The organism is Mesorhizobium sp. GW821-FHT07A06, from assembly GCF_059419085.1.
On the sequence record NZ_JBWKRC010000001.1, the window covers coordinates 880,005 to 895,797 of the forward strand.

General features: G+C 63.5%; 17 protein-coding genes. 10 read left to right on the forward strand and 7 right to left on the reverse strand.

From position 1 onward, the window contains the following. The first annotated feature begins 228 nt into the window (after window positions 1-228). On the forward strand, window positions 229-1,002 hold the full coding sequence (locus AC07SZ_RS04460) for an HpcH/HpaI aldolase family protein (protein ID WP_056562202.1): 774 nt from the start codon (window positions 229-231) through the stop codon (window positions 1,000-1,002). A gap of 19 nt (window positions 1,003-1,021) precedes the next feature. Here the strand turns inward: AC07SZ_RS04460 and AC07SZ_RS04465 are convergent, their stop codons facing one another. Beyond that, entirely contained in the window at window positions 1,022-1,576 is a 555-nt protein-coding gene (locus AC07SZ_RS04465) for an RBBP9/YdeN family alpha/beta hydrolase (protein ID WP_056562199.1), read from the reverse strand. Window positions 1,577-1,822: 246 nt separating this feature from the next. On the opposite strand from AC07SZ_RS04465, the gene AC07SZ_RS04470 reads away from it, so the two are divergent. Continuing rightward, the gene (locus AC07SZ_RS04470; RefSeq protein ID WP_494913411.1) at window positions 1,823-2,635 is read left to right on the forward strand and encodes a VOC family protein; all 813 of its coding nucleotides are present in this window, start codon (window positions 1,823-1,825) and stop codon (window positions 2,633-2,635) included. Window positions 2,636-2,828: 193 nt separating this feature from the next. Here AC07SZ_RS04470 and purB read toward each other — a convergent pair whose 3' ends face one another. From purB to AC07SZ_RS04485, 3 genes are all read right to left on the reverse strand, one after another. Continuing rightward, a complete protein-coding gene (gene purB, locus AC07SZ_RS04475; protein WP_494913413.1) occupies window positions 2,829-4,136 on the reverse strand; it encodes an adenylosuccinate lyase in 1,308 nt (435 codons plus the stop codon). Between the two features lie 156 nt (window positions 4,137-4,292). Next, window positions 4,293-4,820: a hypothetical protein gene (locus tag AC07SZ_RS04480; RefSeq protein ID WP_065005068.1), complete on the reverse strand. Its 528-nt coding sequence runs from the start codon at window positions 4,818-4,820 to the stop codon at window positions 4,293-4,295. Then, the gene (locus AC07SZ_RS04485; protein WP_494913415.1) at window positions 4,817-5,542 is read right to left on the reverse strand and encodes a DUF2259 domain-containing protein; all 726 of its coding nucleotides are present in this window, start codon (window positions 5,540-5,542) and stop codon (window positions 4,817-4,819) included. The genes AC07SZ_RS04480 and AC07SZ_RS04485 overlap by 4 nt, the downstream gene beginning before the upstream one ends. Before the next feature lie 130 nt (window positions 5,543-5,672). Here AC07SZ_RS04485 and AC07SZ_RS04490 point away from each other — a divergent pair, with 130 nt between their 5' ends. Next, a complete protein-coding gene (locus tag AC07SZ_RS04490; protein WP_027051645.1) occupies window positions 5,673-5,927 on the forward strand; it encodes a DUF2171 domain-containing protein in 255 nt (84 codons plus the stop codon). 9 nt (window positions 5,928-5,936) lie between these two features. On the opposite strand, the gene AC07SZ_RS04495 is transcribed toward AC07SZ_RS04490, so the two are convergent. Then, the gene (locus AC07SZ_RS04495; protein WP_494913417.1) at window positions 5,937-6,959 is read right to left on the reverse strand and encodes a P1 family peptidase; all 1,023 of its coding nucleotides are present in this window, start codon (window positions 6,957-6,959) and stop codon (window positions 5,937-5,939) included. Further along, the gene (locus AC07SZ_RS04500; RefSeq protein WP_494913419.1) at window positions 6,959-8,032 is read right to left on the reverse strand and encodes a branched-chain amino acid ABC transporter substrate-binding protein; all 1,074 of its coding nucleotides are present in this window, start codon (window positions 8,030-8,032) and stop codon (window positions 6,959-6,961) included. Before AC07SZ_RS04500 ends, AC07SZ_RS04495 begins: the two co-directional genes overlap by 1 nt. A gap of 182 nt (window positions 8,033-8,214) precedes the next feature. On the opposite strand from AC07SZ_RS04500, the gene AC07SZ_RS04505 reads away from it, so the two are divergent. From AC07SZ_RS04505 to AC07SZ_RS04535, 7 genes are all read left to right on the forward strand, one after another. Next, window positions 8,215-8,742: a flavin reductase gene (locus AC07SZ_RS04505; protein ID WP_494913421.1), complete on the forward strand. Its 528-nt coding sequence runs from the start codon at window positions 8,215-8,217 to the stop codon at window positions 8,740-8,742. Continuing rightward, the gene (locus AC07SZ_RS04510; protein WP_056562179.1) at window positions 8,739-9,668 is read left to right on the forward strand and encodes an AAA family ATPase; all 930 of its coding nucleotides are present in this window, start codon (window positions 8,739-8,741) and stop codon (window positions 9,666-9,668) included. The genes AC07SZ_RS04505 and AC07SZ_RS04510 overlap by 4 nt, the downstream gene beginning before the upstream one ends. A 4-nt stretch (window positions 9,669-9,672) precedes the next feature. After that, complete coding sequence (locus AC07SZ_RS04515; RefSeq protein ID WP_494913423.1) at window positions 9,673-10,938, forward strand: vWA domain-containing protein; 1,266 nt, start codon at window positions 9,673-9,675, stop codon at window positions 10,936-10,938. A 48-nt stretch (window positions 10,939-10,986) separates the two neighbouring features. Continuing rightward, window positions 10,987-11,325 (forward strand): XdhC family protein, encoded by a 339-nt coding sequence (locus AC07SZ_RS04520; protein ID WP_137930017.1) that lies wholly within the window; start codon window positions 10,987-10,989, stop codon window positions 11,323-11,325. A gap of 4 nt (window positions 11,326-11,329) precedes the next feature. Continuing rightward, on the forward strand, window positions 11,330-12,067 hold the full coding sequence (locus AC07SZ_RS04525) for an XdhC family protein (RefSeq protein ID WP_494913638.1): 738 nt from the start codon (window positions 11,330-11,332) through the stop codon (window positions 12,065-12,067). A gap of 66 nt (window positions 12,068-12,133) precedes the next feature. After that, window positions 12,134-13,744 carry an NTP transferase domain-containing protein gene (locus tag AC07SZ_RS04530; RefSeq protein WP_494913424.1) on the forward strand — a complete coding sequence of 537 codons (1,611 nt, stop codon included), beginning with the start codon at window positions 12,134-12,136 and terminating at the stop codon, window positions 13,742-13,744. A gap of 32 nt (window positions 13,745-13,776) precedes the next feature. Next, the gene (locus AC07SZ_RS04535) at window positions 13,777-14,670 is read left to right on the forward strand and encodes an alpha/beta hydrolase family protein (RefSeq protein WP_494913425.1); all 894 of its coding nucleotides are present in this window, start codon (window positions 13,777-13,779) and stop codon (window positions 14,668-14,670) included. A gap of 26 nt (window positions 14,671-14,696) precedes the next feature. On the opposite strand, the gene AC07SZ_RS04540 is transcribed toward AC07SZ_RS04535, so the two are convergent. After that, complete coding sequence (locus AC07SZ_RS04540) at window positions 14,697-15,752, reverse strand: DUF1176 domain-containing protein (RefSeq protein WP_056562159.1); 1,056 nt, start codon at window positions 15,750-15,752, stop codon at window positions 14,697-14,699. Window positions 15,753-15,793: the final 41 nt, after the last annotated feature.

The window sequence follows — 15,793 nt, forward strand, 5'->3', positions numbered from 1 at the left end:
GTTTTGCGACCAAACCTGCGACAAAGAAGAATGACTGGACCAATCGACCGCCCGGCCAAGCCGGGCGGTTTTTCTTTGCCTTTGCCTTGGTTTCCGGCTGAACTGCGTGAGAGCGACGTGCGTCCTGTTGGACGCACGTCGCTCTCACGCTAATGGCGTTGTCGCACCGTGCTTCCGAAATCGAACCGGTTTTCGGTCCGATGCGACGTCAACGAGGAAAGAGATTAGATGTCGCTGAAGTCACGCCTTGCCGCCGATGAAACGCTGATCACCGCCTGGTCGGGTGTGCCGGATGCCCTGACCGTCGAGATCCTCGCCAAACAGGGCTTCGACGCCGTCACGCTCGATATGCAGCATGGCGGCCATCATGAAGACAGCGTGCTGCGCGGTCTGGCGCCGGTGCTCGCCACCGGCAAGCCCGGACTGGTGCGTATTCCCGTCGGCCGTTTCGACATGGCCAGCCGGGCGCTCGATTTCGGGGCCGAGGCGGTCATCGCGCCGATGGTGAATTCGGTGGCCGATGCAAAGCTGTTCGCCGCGGCGATGAAGTATCCGCCGCTCGGCGAGCGCTCATGGGGTCCGACCTATGCCTTTCCACGCCATGGCAAGGGCGATTATGCCGAATGGCTGCGCGACACCAACCAGCGAACGATGGCGTTTGCGATGGTTGAGACGCGCGCCGCGCTTGACGCGCTCGACGGCATTCTCGACACGCCGGGCATCGACGGCATTTTCCTCGGGCCATCGGATTTCTCGATCGCCTGGACCAACGGCGCCACGGTCAATTCCACGCTGGAGAGCATGATGGAGACGGTGGCGTCGGTTGCCGAACGCACCCGCAAGGCCGGAAAACATGCCGCCATCTATGTCGTCGAACCGGCAATTGCCGGCCGTGTCGTGGCGATGGGCTATCGTCTGCTCGCCACGGGGTCCGAGCATGCGCTGATTTCGCTGGGGGCAAAGACCCTGCTGAAAGACATCAAGGCGTCCATCGACGCCTGACGGCGCACGGCCCGAGACGCTAAGCCTTCAGGTCGGTCAGGAACTTGGCGAAGGTCATCGATCCCTCTGGCCACGGGCCAAAGCCTGAATCCGCATTGAGATGGCCGGTCTCGCCGGCATCGATGAACAGCGAACCCCAGGCGCCGGCAATGTCCTCGGCGACATCGAAGGCGCAGAACGGATCGTTGCGACTGGCAATCAGGATCGAAGGGAAGGGCAGCGGCTCGCGCGGATAGGGACCGAAGGTCATCAGGTGCTTCGGCTTGAGCTTGGGGTTGGCGACATCGGGCGGCGCCACGAAGAAGGCCCCGGCGACCGGTTTCACGAATTGCGGTATGGCCTGCACGGCCGCGGCCACACCCAGCGAATGCGCGACGATGACGACAGGCCTCTCGGCCTCGTTGACCGCTTTGGCCACGCTCGCCGTCCAGTCCTCGCGCACCGGCTTCGACCACTCCGCCTGCTCGACGCGGCGCGCCGTCGACAGTTTCGACTCCCAGCGGGTCTGCCAATGCTCGGGTCCGGAATTGGTGTAGCCCGGAACGATCAGAATATCTGCGTCTTTGACTTTCATGGCGCTGAGATAGCGAGCGCGATTGTCTCATGCAACCATCGACGGGCAAGCTCTTGAGCTGGAATGGTGAACACCATGTTCGCTTTTCGCTGTCTTGTGTGAACGATCGCGATCGACGATCTGTCGATTGAGAGAAAACAGCCGTGGAGGACCGGGATTTTGGCACTGACACGACGTACAATGATCGGCGGCGCCGGGCTCCTGGCTTTGGGAGTTTCACCAAGCGTTGCCGCAACGGAGACAATGATGAGTGAACTGCCATTTGCCGCCACCACGCCTGTGAGCGTTGCCCGCGTCGGGCTGAAGGCGCGCGATGCCGAAAGCCTCGCTGCCTATTACCGCCGGGTCGTCGGCCTTCAGGAATTGAGCCGTGCCGATGGCGCGATCACGCTCGGCGCCGCCAACCGACCGTTGCTGGTGCTGGAGCCGGATGCTTCCGCCAAGCCGGACGATCCGCGCAGCGCCGGCCTGTTCCACACGGCCTTCCTGCTGCCCAGTCGTGCCGATCTCGGCCGCTGGATCAACCATGCCATATCAGACAAGATCGCCATCGAGGGCGCCTCCGACCATCTGGTCAGCGAAGCGCTGTACCTGACCGATCCCGAAGGCAACGGCATCGAAATCTATGCCGACCGCCGTCCGCAGGACTGGAAATGGAATGGTGACAAGATCGCCATGGCGACGGAGCGGTTGAATATTCCTGCGGTCGTTGGCGAAGTGCCGGCGGGCGATGCGGGCTGGCAAGGTGCGCCGCAGAACAGCATTGTCGGCCATGTCCACCTGCGCGTCGGCAGGCCGGAAGAGGCCGAGGCCTGGTGGAACCAGGAGTTCGGCTTCGACACGGTGGCCAAATATGGCGGTCAGGCGGTGTTCCTGTCGTCAGGCCATTACCACCACCACATCGGCGCCAATGCCTGGCAAAGCGCCGGCGCCGGCCGCCGCGACCCGGCCCGCTCGGGCCTTGCCTGGGTCGAGATGCGTTCGGACAACGTCACCGGCGAAACGACCCGCGAGGACCCCTGGGGCACCGTGATCAGGACTGTGCCTGGAAAGGCCTGATTTGACTTCGGTAAAGCGTCTTTCTCCCCGTCACTATACGGGGAGAAATGCCCGGCAGGGCAATGAGGGGCAGCGCCGAGGTTTGATATTGTCAAAGGGCAGTAGGTGCGACGGTCGCCAAAGTAGGCGCCGCCCCTCATCCGCCTGCCGGCACCTTCTCCCTGCATGGTGACGGGGAGAAGGAAAGCTCGCCTCAAGCTTCCCCGAACACCCGCCTGAAGATCGTGTCGACATGCTTGGTGTGATAGCCAAGATCGAATTTCTCGCGGATTTCCGCCTCGGGAAGCGCGGCGGTGACTTCCCTGTCGGCCAAAAGTTCCTCAAGAAAATCAGCGCCTTGTTCCCACACCTTCATGGCGTTGCGTTGCACCAGCCGGTAGGAATCCTCGCGCGACAGGCCGGCCTGCGTCAGCGCCAGCATCACGCGCTGCGAATGCACCAGGCCGCGGAACTTGTTCATGTTCTTCAGCATGTTCTCGGGATAGACGACCAGCTTTTCGATGACACCGGTCAGGCGTGACAGCGCGAAATCCAGCGTCACGGTGGCGTCCGGCCCGATCATGCGCTCGACCGACGAGTGCGAGATGTCGCGCTCATGCCAGAGCGCCACGTCCTCCATCGCCGGCAGCGCCATGGAGCGCACCATGCGGGCAAGGCCGGTGAGGTTTTCCGTCAGTACCGGATTGCGCTTGTGCGGCATCGCCGACGAGCCTTTCTGGCCCGGCGAAAAATACTCTTCCGCTTCCAGCACCTCGGTACGCTGCAGATGTCGGATCTCGGTTGCCAGCCGCTCCATCGATGAGGCGATGACACCGAGCGTGGCAAAGAACATGGCATGGCGGTCGCGCGGGATCACTTGCGTCGACACCGGTTCCGGCTTCAGCCCGAGCTTCGCCGCAACATGCTCCTCGACATAGGGTTCGATGTTGGCGAAGGTGCCGACCGCCCCGGAAATGGCGCAGGTAGCGATATCTTCCCGCGCATGCACCAGCCGCTCGCGGCAGCGCGAGAATTCGGCATAGGCCTGCGCCAGCTTGATGCCGAAGGTTGTCGGCTCGGCATGGATGCCGTGGCTGCGGCCGATGGTGACGGTATCCTTGTGCTCGAAGGCGCGGCGCTTGAGGGCCGCAAGCAGGCCGTCAATGTCAGCGAGCAGAATGTCGCTGGCGCGGGTAAGCTGGACGGCAAAGCAGGTGTCCAGCACATCCGAAGACGTCATGCCCTGGTGGATGAAACGCGCGTCCGGTCCAACGAATTCGGCAAGATGGGTCAGGAAGGCGATCACGTCATGCTTGGTGACGCGCTCGATCTCGTCGATCTTCTCCACGTCGAATTTCGCGGCATTGCCCTTCTCCCAGATGGTTTTTGCCGCTTCCTTGGGAATGACGCCGAGTTCGGCCAACGCATCGCAAGCATGAGCCTCGATTTCGAACCAGATGCGAAACCGGGTTTCGGGCGACCAGATGGCGACCATTTCCGGCCGGGAATAGCGAGGGATCATCGGTCAGTCCTGATGTATCTAGAGCAATCCAGGAAACGTTCGCAGCGGTTTTCCGTCCGGAATTGCGAAAAAGAAGGAGTAGAGCGGGTCGGCGGTTCTACCAAACGCTGAACCGCTCCGGGTTAGCCCGCGTCCTAACAGAGGCGGACGAAATGCTCAACGCCGCTGCCGCGCAAACCAGAGGCTGGCGGCAAACAAGGCGATGAACCCAAGCGGAAAATAGAGCCGGATGCCCAGCACAACGAACTGGTAGAGCGCCACCGCCATTGTGAAGGCGAACTGAAGCCCCCAGGTGAGAGTGAAGACGGGCGCATGCCATTCGGCATAGTAGGACCGGTACTGCAAGGCATAGAGCCCGGCGGTCAGCCCGATCGTCACGACCGCAAGGCACACCATTGCTGCCGCGAAGGCGACCTCCCAGCCCCTTCCGAGCGAGACCAGCCGTGCCGCGAACAGGCCAACCGGAAAGGCCAGGGCGCCGCCGCCCGCGAACAGCAGCGACACTTTGCGGATTTTGTCCGGCGTCACCCAACTATCCAGCAACGACAGATTGACGAGCGCGCTGGCGCCCATTGTGGCAGCCCACAGGAGGGCACCGAGAAGGGCCGTGCGCGGCGTTGGTGTCGCGTGGCGAAAGCGGGCGAGGGCACGGTTGGACGTGGCGAGTTGAACAGGCGGTGTCACAGGCGGCCGGTCACCGCGATCCAGCGATAGTCCGGCCCCTCGAAGCCGTATTGGCGCACCGCGATCAGCACCGCATAGGCGCTGAGGCTGTCCATCGAGAATGTCTGCACCGCGCCGATGCGGTAGCCGTTCGGACATCCCCGACTCTTGGGGATCGACTTGTCTTCATGCAGCAATTTGGTGGTACCGCCGTCCTGCGCTTCGATGCGCAGCAGCCTGAACCCATTGATCTCGCCCTGGCTCTGGCAGCCTTCGGTATTGTTCATGCCGATCTCGTCCAGCCGGAACTCGAGCGGCTGGTCGACCGGAGAGAAGATCGGCCGCGGATTGACCACCATGCGGTGTGGATCCGCCGAAAGCTCGGTCACCTGGTTGAAGCCGGCGGTGATGCCGCGATTGGCGCTCAGCTCGGTCTGACTGACAATGGCCTCGCCCTTTTGCCGGACCTGGAGGCGGGCGGTGTCGAGCGTGGCATTCTCGTCGTCAAGCCGGACCCTGATTGGGGTGCCCTTGAGAAAGCTGTCATTGCTCGTGTCGATGTAATAGCGGTTGGCATAGGGAAAGCCCGACCCGTCCTGGACGCCATATTCCTCGAAGGCGAACACGCCGCCGTCCTTGGTGAAGCCAAGGATTTCAAGCTCGGCGACATCGCCGGCCTGGGCGACGATCGACGCCGCAAACTGCACGGCCAGGGAAACGGCAAACAGGAAAAGCAGTCGCATGGTTTCACTCCGACGGCCGCGATCGTTCAATCCCTAGCACGACCGAATCAAAACGTCGTGCGGGGTGAAAGCCAATGCATCCAAACGGCTTGTCATTTGTTATTGTCGGCAGTCCCAATGGAGAACCACCATGACCGACACAAGCAAGATCCGTGAGCATATGGAAGTCGTCGGCGCCGATGGCGTGCATGTCGGCACCGTCGACAAGGTTGACGGCCAGCGTATCAAACTGACCAAGGCCGACAGCGGCGAGGGTGCTCACAAGGGCCATCATCACTACATTCCCCTGGCCCTGGTTGCCGAGGTCGACGGCAAGAAGGTCTGGCTGTCGGCGAATTCCGATGTCGCGGTGACGTTCGAGGAAGAAAAGTCCGATCCGACTTGATCGACGCCGTCAGCTCCGGCGCGACCATACCGGGAACAGATCGTTGTCGGCTGGCGTCGCGGCAAACACGCCGCGGCTGATGGCGCGTGCCATGGTGGCGCCGGCCGCGGCATAGAGGTCGATTGCCGTATCGGCTTCGAGCCGGATGCCGCTCGTTCCCGTCGCCAGTGCAAACACGAGATCGCCATCGGCCGGCGTATGTGTCGGCCAGATGGCGCGCACGAAGCCGTCATGCGCCGACATGGCCAGGCGCTTCGCCGCGGCCTTGGTGAGGACCGCGTCCGTGGCGATGACGGCAATGGTGGTGTTGCCGCCGGTTTCCATCTGCATGCTTGCCCGCTTGTCGCGGTATTTCAGCAAAATCCGCTTCGCATCGTCGGGCATCGGCGAGGGATAACCGAGCCCGCCGAATTCATCGAGAATTTCGAAGGGTGCTGCCCAGAAATGGCGGGTGCGGCCGACGGTCACCGATCCGGTCGGATTGACGGCGGCCAGAGCCCCGATGGTGACGCCGCTATCCAGCCGCGTCGAGGCCGAACCCAGGCCGCCCTTCAGCCCCGCGGTCAGCGCACCGGTGCCGGCGCCCGCCGTGCCGAGCTGGAAATCGGTGGCGGCGGATTGCGCTGCCTCATAGCCGAGGTCGCGGTAAGGGGGGTAGCGACCCCAGTCCTTGTCGCCGCCATTGCGCAGGTCGAACAGGATCGCCGCCGGCACGATCGGCACGCGAAAGCCGCCGACCTCGAAGCCGATGCCGCGCTCGCGCAGCGCCGCCTGCACACCGGACGCCGCATCAAGGCCGAAAGCCGAACCTCCCGACAGCACCACGGCATGGACCGCCTCCACCGAATTGTGCGGTTCGAGCAGGTCCGTCTCGCGCGTGCCCGGCGCGCCGCCCAGGATCTGGACACCCGCCACCGCCGGTTCGTCGCAAAGCACAGTCGTCACGCCGGACTTCAACCTGGCGTCGGAAGCGTTGCCGACGCGCAGGCCGGCAACGTCGGTGATAAGATTGCGCGGGCCGGTGCGGAACATCAGTTGCCTTCCAAGGGCACGAAGCGCGTGCCGTCGAAGCGGAAGACGCGGTAGAGGCTCTGGCTGAGGTCGCCCTTGGCGTCGAAGCGGACTGGCCCGATCGCCGTGGTGAAATCGCGACCGGTCAGCGCGTCGGCGAGGGCCCCGCCCGAGCTTCCGGACAGGGACGATGCGGCCTTGGCGATCTCCACCGCTGCATAGGCCGGCAGCGTGTAGCCGTCCGGCACGATTTTCCGCGCGGAGAAGCTTTCCAGCACCTTTGCGTCGGCGACATCGGCCCATTCCGGCGGCGCGATCATCAGCGTGCCGGTCGCATAGGGCACGTCTGCGGGCGGCGTGCGTAGGTTTTCGCCGCCGGCAAAGACGATGCCGGCTTGCAGCTGCGCTGCGTCGCGGCCCATAATGGCGATGTCGTCGCCGTCGCCGCCGGCAAAGACATGCGTGGCGCCGGCCTTCTTCAATCGCCCGATCATCCCAATCTGGTTGTCGAGCTGCGGCCGGAACGTGTCGACGAACACCGGTTTCAGCGCCGCTTGCTCGGCGGCCGCGCGAAATGTCTCCGCCATCTCGCGCCCGTAGATGGTGCCGTCGTCGATGATGGCGAACAGCTCGTTCTGCCATAGGCGGGTGAGGGTGGAGGCGACGGCGTTGCGCTCGTCGTCGCCGCGCGGTCCGAGGCGATAGACCGGCCAGCCGGTCTTGGCGCGGCGGTCGGTCAGGCTCTCGGTTCGCACGCCGACGGTGATGACCGGAATGTTAGCGTCCTTGAGGATCGGCATCGCCGCCTCGATGGCTTCGGTGCAAAGGAAGCCGACCACGACACTGACCTTGGCCGCGGCAAAAACCCTGGCCGCGGCTGCACCGCCATCGGCGGTGCAGGCATCGTCCTCGGTCCTGAGTTCAATGCCGTTTGCCTGCGCCGCCAGTCCGGCACCGGCCTGGATCTGTTTGCCGAGGATGGCCGATGGGCCCGACAAGGGAGTGGCGACGCCGATCGTCAGCGTCTGTGCGCCGGCGCCGCCGGCCAGGAACAGCCAGGCCAGTGCGGCCGATATCGTTGCCCCGGGTCGCATCCTGCCGAAGAGTTCCTCCAGACCCGCGATGACAGCGCGGGCGCCAATTACCGCCAAGACCTAAAGGCTGCCCGGCCTTGGTGCAACACGCGAATTCAGGGATATGGGCCAAGCACTTCGCTTGTGGCATGTCATGTCTGGCCATATATAGCGGTAGGGGGTCTGGCTGTGGAAAAGTTCTTGTGCTGAAGAAGAATGACATTGGACCGCAGGCCTATCGCGACGCGATGAGCCATTTTGCCGGTCACGTCCATGTGGTCACGACGGACGGCCCTGCCGGCAAGCGCGGCACCACCGTGATCGCCGCCTGTTCCGTGTCTGACACCCCTCCGACAATCCTGGTCTGCCTCAACCGTGAAAATGCCAAGAATGAGCTGTTCGTGAAAAACGGCAAGTTTGCCTTGAACACGCTGGCTTCGCATCAGGAGCCGCTGTCGATCGGCTTTTCCGGCGTTACCGGCCTGCCGGTCGAGGAGCGTTTCGCGCTCGGCGAATGGGATGTGATTTCCACCGGCGCGCCTACGCTCAAGGGCGCGCTCGCGGTCTTCGACTGCGAATTGATCGACACCAAGGATCTGGCCACCCATCGTGTGCTTTTTGGCAAGGTGACAGGCCTTCGCATGGGCGATAATTTGCGGCCGCTGATCTACCACGCCCGCGGCTATCACATCCTGGACAGCGGAGCGGCGGCGTTCACGGAGAAAGAATGACCGAGTTGAAACCGCGCCCCGTGCCGCGGACGATCGACGAGACGCTCGATCTCCTGACCGGAGCGGACTATGTGGCGGACCGGTCGCTGGCGACCGTGCTGTTCCTGTCGCTGCGTATGAACCGGCCCTTGTTCCTGGAGGGCGAGGCCGGCGTCGGCAAGACCGAAATCGCCAAGGTGTTGGCGCAGGCGCTTGGCCGCCGGCTGATCCGGCTGCAGTGCTATGAAGGGCTCGATGTCTCCTCCGCCGTCTACGAGTGGAACTACGCCGCACAGATGATCGAGATCCGCATGGAGGAGGCGGCCGGCAAGGTCGACCGCTCCGCCATGGAGCGCAACGTTTTCTCCGAAAAATACCTTATTCGCCGCCCGGTGCTCGATGCGCTGACCGGCAAGGCAGGTGCCGCGCCTGTCTTTCTGATCGACGAGCTCGACCGCACCGACGAAGCCTTCGAGGCTTTCCTGCTCGAAATCCTCTCCGACTACCAGGTGACCGTGCCCGAACTCGGCACCATCAAGGCGGAAGAGCCGCCGATCGTCATCATTACCACCAACCGCACCCGCGAGATCCACGACGCTTTGAAGCGGCGCTGCCTCTATCATTGGGTCGATTATCCCAATGCCGAGCGCGAACTGGAGATCGTGCGCCGCAAAGTGCCTCGGGCCAACCAGCGGCTTTCGGCGGAGGTGGTCTCCTTCATCCAGAAGCTGCGCCAGATCGAGCTGTTCAAGGTGCCGGGCGTCGCGGAAACCATAGACTGGGCCGGCGCGCTGACCGAACTCGACAAGGTGGCGCTCGATCCAGAGACCGTATCCGACACGATCGGCGTGCTGTTGAAATACCAGGACGACATTGCCCGCATCGGTTCGGGCGAGGGCCGGCGCATCCTCGACGAGGTCAAGGCCGAGCTCGCGGCGGCGGAGTAGCGCGATGACGGCGCCGGGTGCCTACCTCAAAGAGGCCGACCCCACGGAGGCGACGGCGGATGGGCGCATCGCCGACAACATCGTCTATTTCGCCCGCACCTTGCGCAAGGCCGGCATGCGGGTCGGGCCGGCCTCGGTCAAGGATGCCATCGAGGCGGTTCTGGCCGCCGGCATCGGCTCGCGCGACGATTTCTATTGGACCCTGCATGCCGTGCTGGTGTCCAGACATGAGGATCACCCGACCTTCGACGAGGCCTTCCGGCTGTTCTGGAAATCGCGCGAACTGATCGAGAAATTGCTGGCGATGTTTTCCCCTGTGGCGCCTGACGTCAGCGAGAAGCAGAAGCCACGCGCGGCCGAAAACCGTGTCAGTCAGGCGATGTTCGAAGGCCACCAGAAGAACCAGCCACCGCGGGAAGTCCCAGAGATCGAGGTCGATGCCCGCTTTACCTTTTCCGGCAGCGAGGTGCTGCGGGGCAAGGATTTCGCCCAGATGAACGCAGCCGAGATGGCTGATGCCAGGAAGGCGATCGCCGAGTTGCGGCTGCCCGTCGACATGGTGCGGACAAGGCGCTTCAAGGCCGACGCGCATGGCCGCCGCATTGATCCGCGCGCCATGATGCGCTCAGCCGCGCGCACCGGCGGCGAATTGATCCTGCCGAAATTCCGTTCAGCACGCGAAGTTCATCCGCCGCTGGTTGTGCTGGCCGACATTTCCGGCTCGATGAGCCAGTACACGCGCATCTTCCTGCATTTCCTGCACGCGCTGACGGAAAAGCGCCGCCGCGTGCACACCTTCGTCTTCGGTACGCGGCTGACAAACCTGAGCCGGCAGATGCGCCATCGCGATCCCGATGCCGCACTTGCCGACTGTTCGATGGCGGTCAAGGATTGGTCCGGCGGCACACGCATCGGTGACACGCTGGCCGAGTTCAACCTGATATGGTCGCGGCGCGTGCTGGGACAGGGTGCGGTGGTGCTTCTGATAACCGACGGGCTGGAGCGTGACGATGTCGCCGGCCTCTCGGAGGAGATGGAGCGGCTGCACAAATCCTGCCGGCGGCTGATCTGGTTGAATCCGTTGCTGCGCTTTGATGGTTTTCAGGCGCGCGCCCGCGGCGTCAAGGCGATGCTGCCGCATGTCGACGAATTCCGCTCGGTGCACAATCTCGATGCGCTCGCCGACCTCTGCGCGTCACTCGACAAGAAGTCGGCGCAAGCCGTCGATCCGCGGCGATGGATTGACGGTGGCGAGAGGCACGCCGCATAGCCATATGTTTCTCGGCCCTTTGAAAAACAGACCCTGAGAGAAGCAACGATGAGTGACAGTCTTTATCTCGATGAGGCTCGCGATCCACTGATCATCGCGGAAGGTTGGATGAAGGACGGCAAGGATGTCGCTATCGCGACGGTGGTCGAGACCTGGGGTTCGGCGCCACGCCCGGTCGGCAGCCACCTTGTCATCGATGCTGACGGCAATTTCCACGGTTCTGTCTCCGGCGGCTGCGTCGAGGGCGCCGTGGTGACCGAAGCGATCGACGTCATCGGCTCCGGCAAGGCCAGGATGCTGGAGTTCGGCGTCGCCGACGAGACCGCCTGGCAGGTCGGCCTGTCCTGCGGTGGCCGTATCAAGGTTTATGTGGAAAGGCTTGGCTGATCCAATGGATCCCTACGCGCTGAAAACGCTCAACGAGGATCGCCGCGCCCGCCGCGCGGCGATCCTCGTCACCGATCTCGGCGATGGCCGCGACCGCATCGTGCGCGAGGGCGACCACGTCGCGGGCGATCTTGGAGCCGCGATCGCCAGGGCATTTCGATCGGGCAATTCCGGTTCCGTGGAGGCGGAAGGACGAACCTTCTTTCTCAATGCGCATCTGCCCCAACCACGCCTGGTGGTGATCGGTGCCGTCCATATCAGCCAGGCGCTGGCGCCGATGGCCAGGATCGCCGGCTATCCCCTGGAGATCATCGATCCGCGCACGGCCTTCGCCACATCGGACCGCTTTCCCGACATCGCCTTGCATGCCGAGTGGCCGGAGGATGTGCTGAAGCGCCAGCCACTCGACAGTTACACGGCGCTTGCCGCCGTCACTCATGACCCGAAGATCGACGACTTCGCGTTGAAGGCGGCGCTCGACGCCAACTGCTTCTATGTTGGTGCGCTTGGCAGCCGCAAGACGCACGCAAAGCGCGTCGAACGCCTGCTGGCGCTGGGCGCGAGCGCCGACCAGATCGCCCGCATTCATGCGCCGATAGGGCTCGACATCGGTGCCGCCAGCCCCGCCGAGATTGCTGTCGCGGTGCTGGCGCAGACCATCTACGCCTTCCGCTCGCGCGGCCTCGATGCCTCAGCATCGGCCCAAGGATCGGCATCGATTTTGGAGAAGCACGATGCGTAGGTTCAAAGCGGCAGAGCGTCCTTTGGGCGTCCAAGCGGACGCGCGGCGCCCTGCGGGCGCCGTAGCGTGAAATTCGGTCCGGTTGCCATTGAAGAGGCCGAAGGCGCGGTCTTGGCGCACGCCACCACCGCTGGCGAAAAGCGGTTTCGCAAGGCGCACAGGTTGAGTGCCGAAGACGTATCCCTGCTTAAGCGGGCAGGTATCTCGCAGGTCGTCGCTGCCGTGCTTTCCTCCGATGATCTCGGGGAGGACGCCGCGGCGCAGAAAATTGCCGAGAGCATGACTTTCAGCGGCATCGATGTCAGGCCGGCCGCTACCGGCCGGGTCAATCTCCACGCCAGGGCATCGGGCATCTTCACGGTCGATGCCGAGATGATCGACGCCATCAACGCCGTCGATCCCGCCATCACCCTTGCGACGCTGGCGCGGCATGCGCCGGTCGAAAAAGGGCAGATGGTCGCAACGGTGAAGATCATCCCATTCGCAGTCAGCTCCGCGCTGGTCGATGCGGTCGCTAAAATCTGCGCCAGCGGCGAGATCTTTGCCGTCAATACCTATCGGCCGGTGCGCGTCGGGGTCATCCAGACGGTCCTGCCGGGCATCAAGCCCAGCGTGCTCGACAAGACGCTGCGCGTCACCGAGGCACGGCTGGCGCGTTCGGGCGGCAGGCTGACGGCGGAGCGCCGCACGCCGCATGAGATCGCGCCGGTGGCGGAGGCCGCGCGCTTGCTGGCGCGCGAGAACGACATGGTGGTGATCTTCGGCGCTTCTGCCATGAGCGATTTCGCCGATGTCGTTCCGGCGGCGATCGAGATGGCCGGTGGAACTGTCATCCGCGCCGGCATGCCTGTCGACCCCGGCAATCTTCTGGTGCTGGGAACCCTTGCCGGCAAGCGCGTCATCGGCGCGCCCGGCTGCGCCCGCAGCCCCAAGGAAAACGGCTTCGACTGGGTGCTTGACCGTCTGGTTGCCGGCCTCGACGTCACCGCGAAGGACATCGCCGGCATGGGGGTCGGCGGGCTGTTGATGGAAATCCCGACGCGGCCGCAGCCGCGCGAACCCCTGCCGGCCAAGACCCATCTCAAGGTTGCCGCCGTGCTTCTTGCCGCTGGCCGGTCGAGCCGCATGGGTGGACCGAACAAGCTGATGGCGCTGTTCGATGGCAAGCCGCTGGTGCGCCGCACCGCCGAGCGCGCGCTTGACTCGAAGGTATCGGGCACGATCGTCGTCACCGGCCATCAGCGCGAACGGGTGCGCGCGGCCTTGTCGGGCCTCGACGTCACCTTCGCCGACAATCCCGATTTCGCCGATGGCCTGTCCACCTCGCTGAAAGCCGGCATTGCCTATCTGCCCGAAGACACAGCCGCCGCGATGATCGTTCTCGGCGACATGCCTGGCGTTGAATCGGACGATCTCGACCGGTTGATCGATGCCTTCCGTAGAGCCGGAGGCAATTCCGTGGTCCGCGCCTCGCACGCGGGCAAGCGCGGCAATCCGGTGCTTTTGCCGCGCTCGCTGTTCCCGGCCATCGCCCACCTCGAAGGCGACACCGGCGCTCGCCATCTGGTCGAGGCCGAAGGGCTCGATGTCATCGATGTCGAGATCGGCGAGGGCGCGTCTGTCGATGTCGACACCCGCGAAGCGCTCGAAGGCGCCGGCGGCGTGCTGCAGGATTGACAAACCCGAGTTCCATTACGCATGCCTGCGTTATGGCTTTTCGTACCCTGTCTCCATTCCACGGCTTTCTGGTCGCAGCGTTTGTTCTTTGCGCTGTCGGTTACGCCCATGCTCTCGAACTGAAACCGTTCAAGGATGATCTTTTCGCCTATCCGGCGACATTATCCACCGGCGACGGCGGCGCCTATACGGTCATCGACTATCGCGAGATGCGCGACATCAACCAGCGTGACGAGGTGCCGGAAAAGCGCGTGCACCCGCAGTACACCGACGCCGGCGTACGCAAGGTGCAGCAAGATCTGATGTTGAAGACCGATGCCGGCGATGTCAGGCATGTCGCCGTTGGCAAGACGCAAGGCGCTGCGATCATCGTGCTCTACCTCCACGGGCAGGGCGGCAGCCGCAAGCAGGGGGTCGACGACTTCACCTTCGGCGGCAATTTCAACCGCATCAAGAACCTGATGGCCGGCAATGGCGGTCTTTATCTCTCGCCGGATTTTCCCGATTTCGGCGACAAGGGCGCCGCACAGGTCGCGGCTCTGATCGATCACTATGCCGAACAGTCGCCTGGCGCGAAGATCTTCGTCGCCTGCGGCTCAATGGGTGGTGCACTGTGCTGGAAGCTTGCCGGACGCAAGGACACGGGCGGCCGCATAAATGGCTTGCTGCTGCTCGGATCGCTATGGGACGAGAGCTTTTTTGCCAGCCCCGCCTTCAAACGCCGCGTGCCGGTCTTCTTCGGTCAAGGCAGCCATGACGTGGTCTTTCCCGTGGCGAACCAGGAAGCGTTCTTCCGCTCCATCCTGGCCAAATCGAAGACCTACCCAACCCGCTTCGTCCGTTTCGAGACCGGCACCCACGGCACGCCAATCCGCATGGCCGACTGGCGCGAAACGCTCAATTGGATGCTGTCGAAGGCGCCTTGATCGACTGGCCTGAAGCCGTCCGGTGCTCAAGGCGCGGTGTTGTAGTCGACAACCGTCTGCGGGTTTTCCTCGCCGTCATAGGACGCGTCGACATCATACTGGACCAGCGAGAAATCGCCATTGCGGAACAGATAAGTGCCCGATGAAGAGGCATCACCGACGCCGCGCCATTTGTTGAACGTCGTGATCGTGTGGGCATTCTTGTCATAATCGGAATTGGTCGCCCACCCTGTCGTCAGGAAGCCGACGATGTGCATGGATTCGACCTTGCCTTCGCTGTCATTGTTCACGTAGCGAATGTCCATCTCGGGCTCGGTGAACTGCAACTGCCGGACCCCTGATACATCGTCGCTCATGTAGTAGACGGAGTTTTCATTGTAGGCTGCGGCCGAGCAGGAGAAATGGAAGAGGCGTGTTTCCTTGTCGGGGTCGGCGGGCTGCGCATCCTTGTCCTTGTATTTGATCGAAAAAGTCTCCGGCTCATTGGCCAGAAGCTCCTTGTCGCACTGGTCGCCGTAGGTCGCCAGGAAAGCCTTCTTGGCCTGCTCCAGCGCCGTGTCCTTCTTGGGCGGCTGCGGACCGTCGCCGCAGCTTGGCGGCACAGCTTTCTCGAAATCGGCGGTCGAAGGTTTCAACGCGCCTTTTTCGATGTGGATCGGATCAAAGGGCGGCGCCGCCTGGATCTGGGCATTCACCTGGCGCAGCGTGTAGCAGCCGGCAAAGACCTTCTCGCCGCCGCTCTTGTCCGTGGCACGAATGGCGACAGGGACGTTGTAGAAGATGCTGCCTGCAGCACCTTCGTCCGAAATGGCACCGGTCGCGACTTCCACCTTGTTGGTGCCGTCATAGCCTTTGACGAAGCTGTCGAAATCCTTGGCTGGCTTGGTATCGCCGTAGTAACCCCAGGCGCGGGCGAATTCGTGCCGGCTGATGGCGCTGTAGAGGGAGCGGATCACCGCCTCGGCGCTCGAGCGGTCGTCGACATAGGGCGCTTCGGGCACGGCGTCATCGGCGGCCAACGCCGTTTGGCCGGATATGGCAAGGGAGAGAAGGGAAGTCGCTGCGAGAAGGACGCGTCTCATCGGGAATCTCCGCTCGATAACGGAGATTCTACCACGGTGAT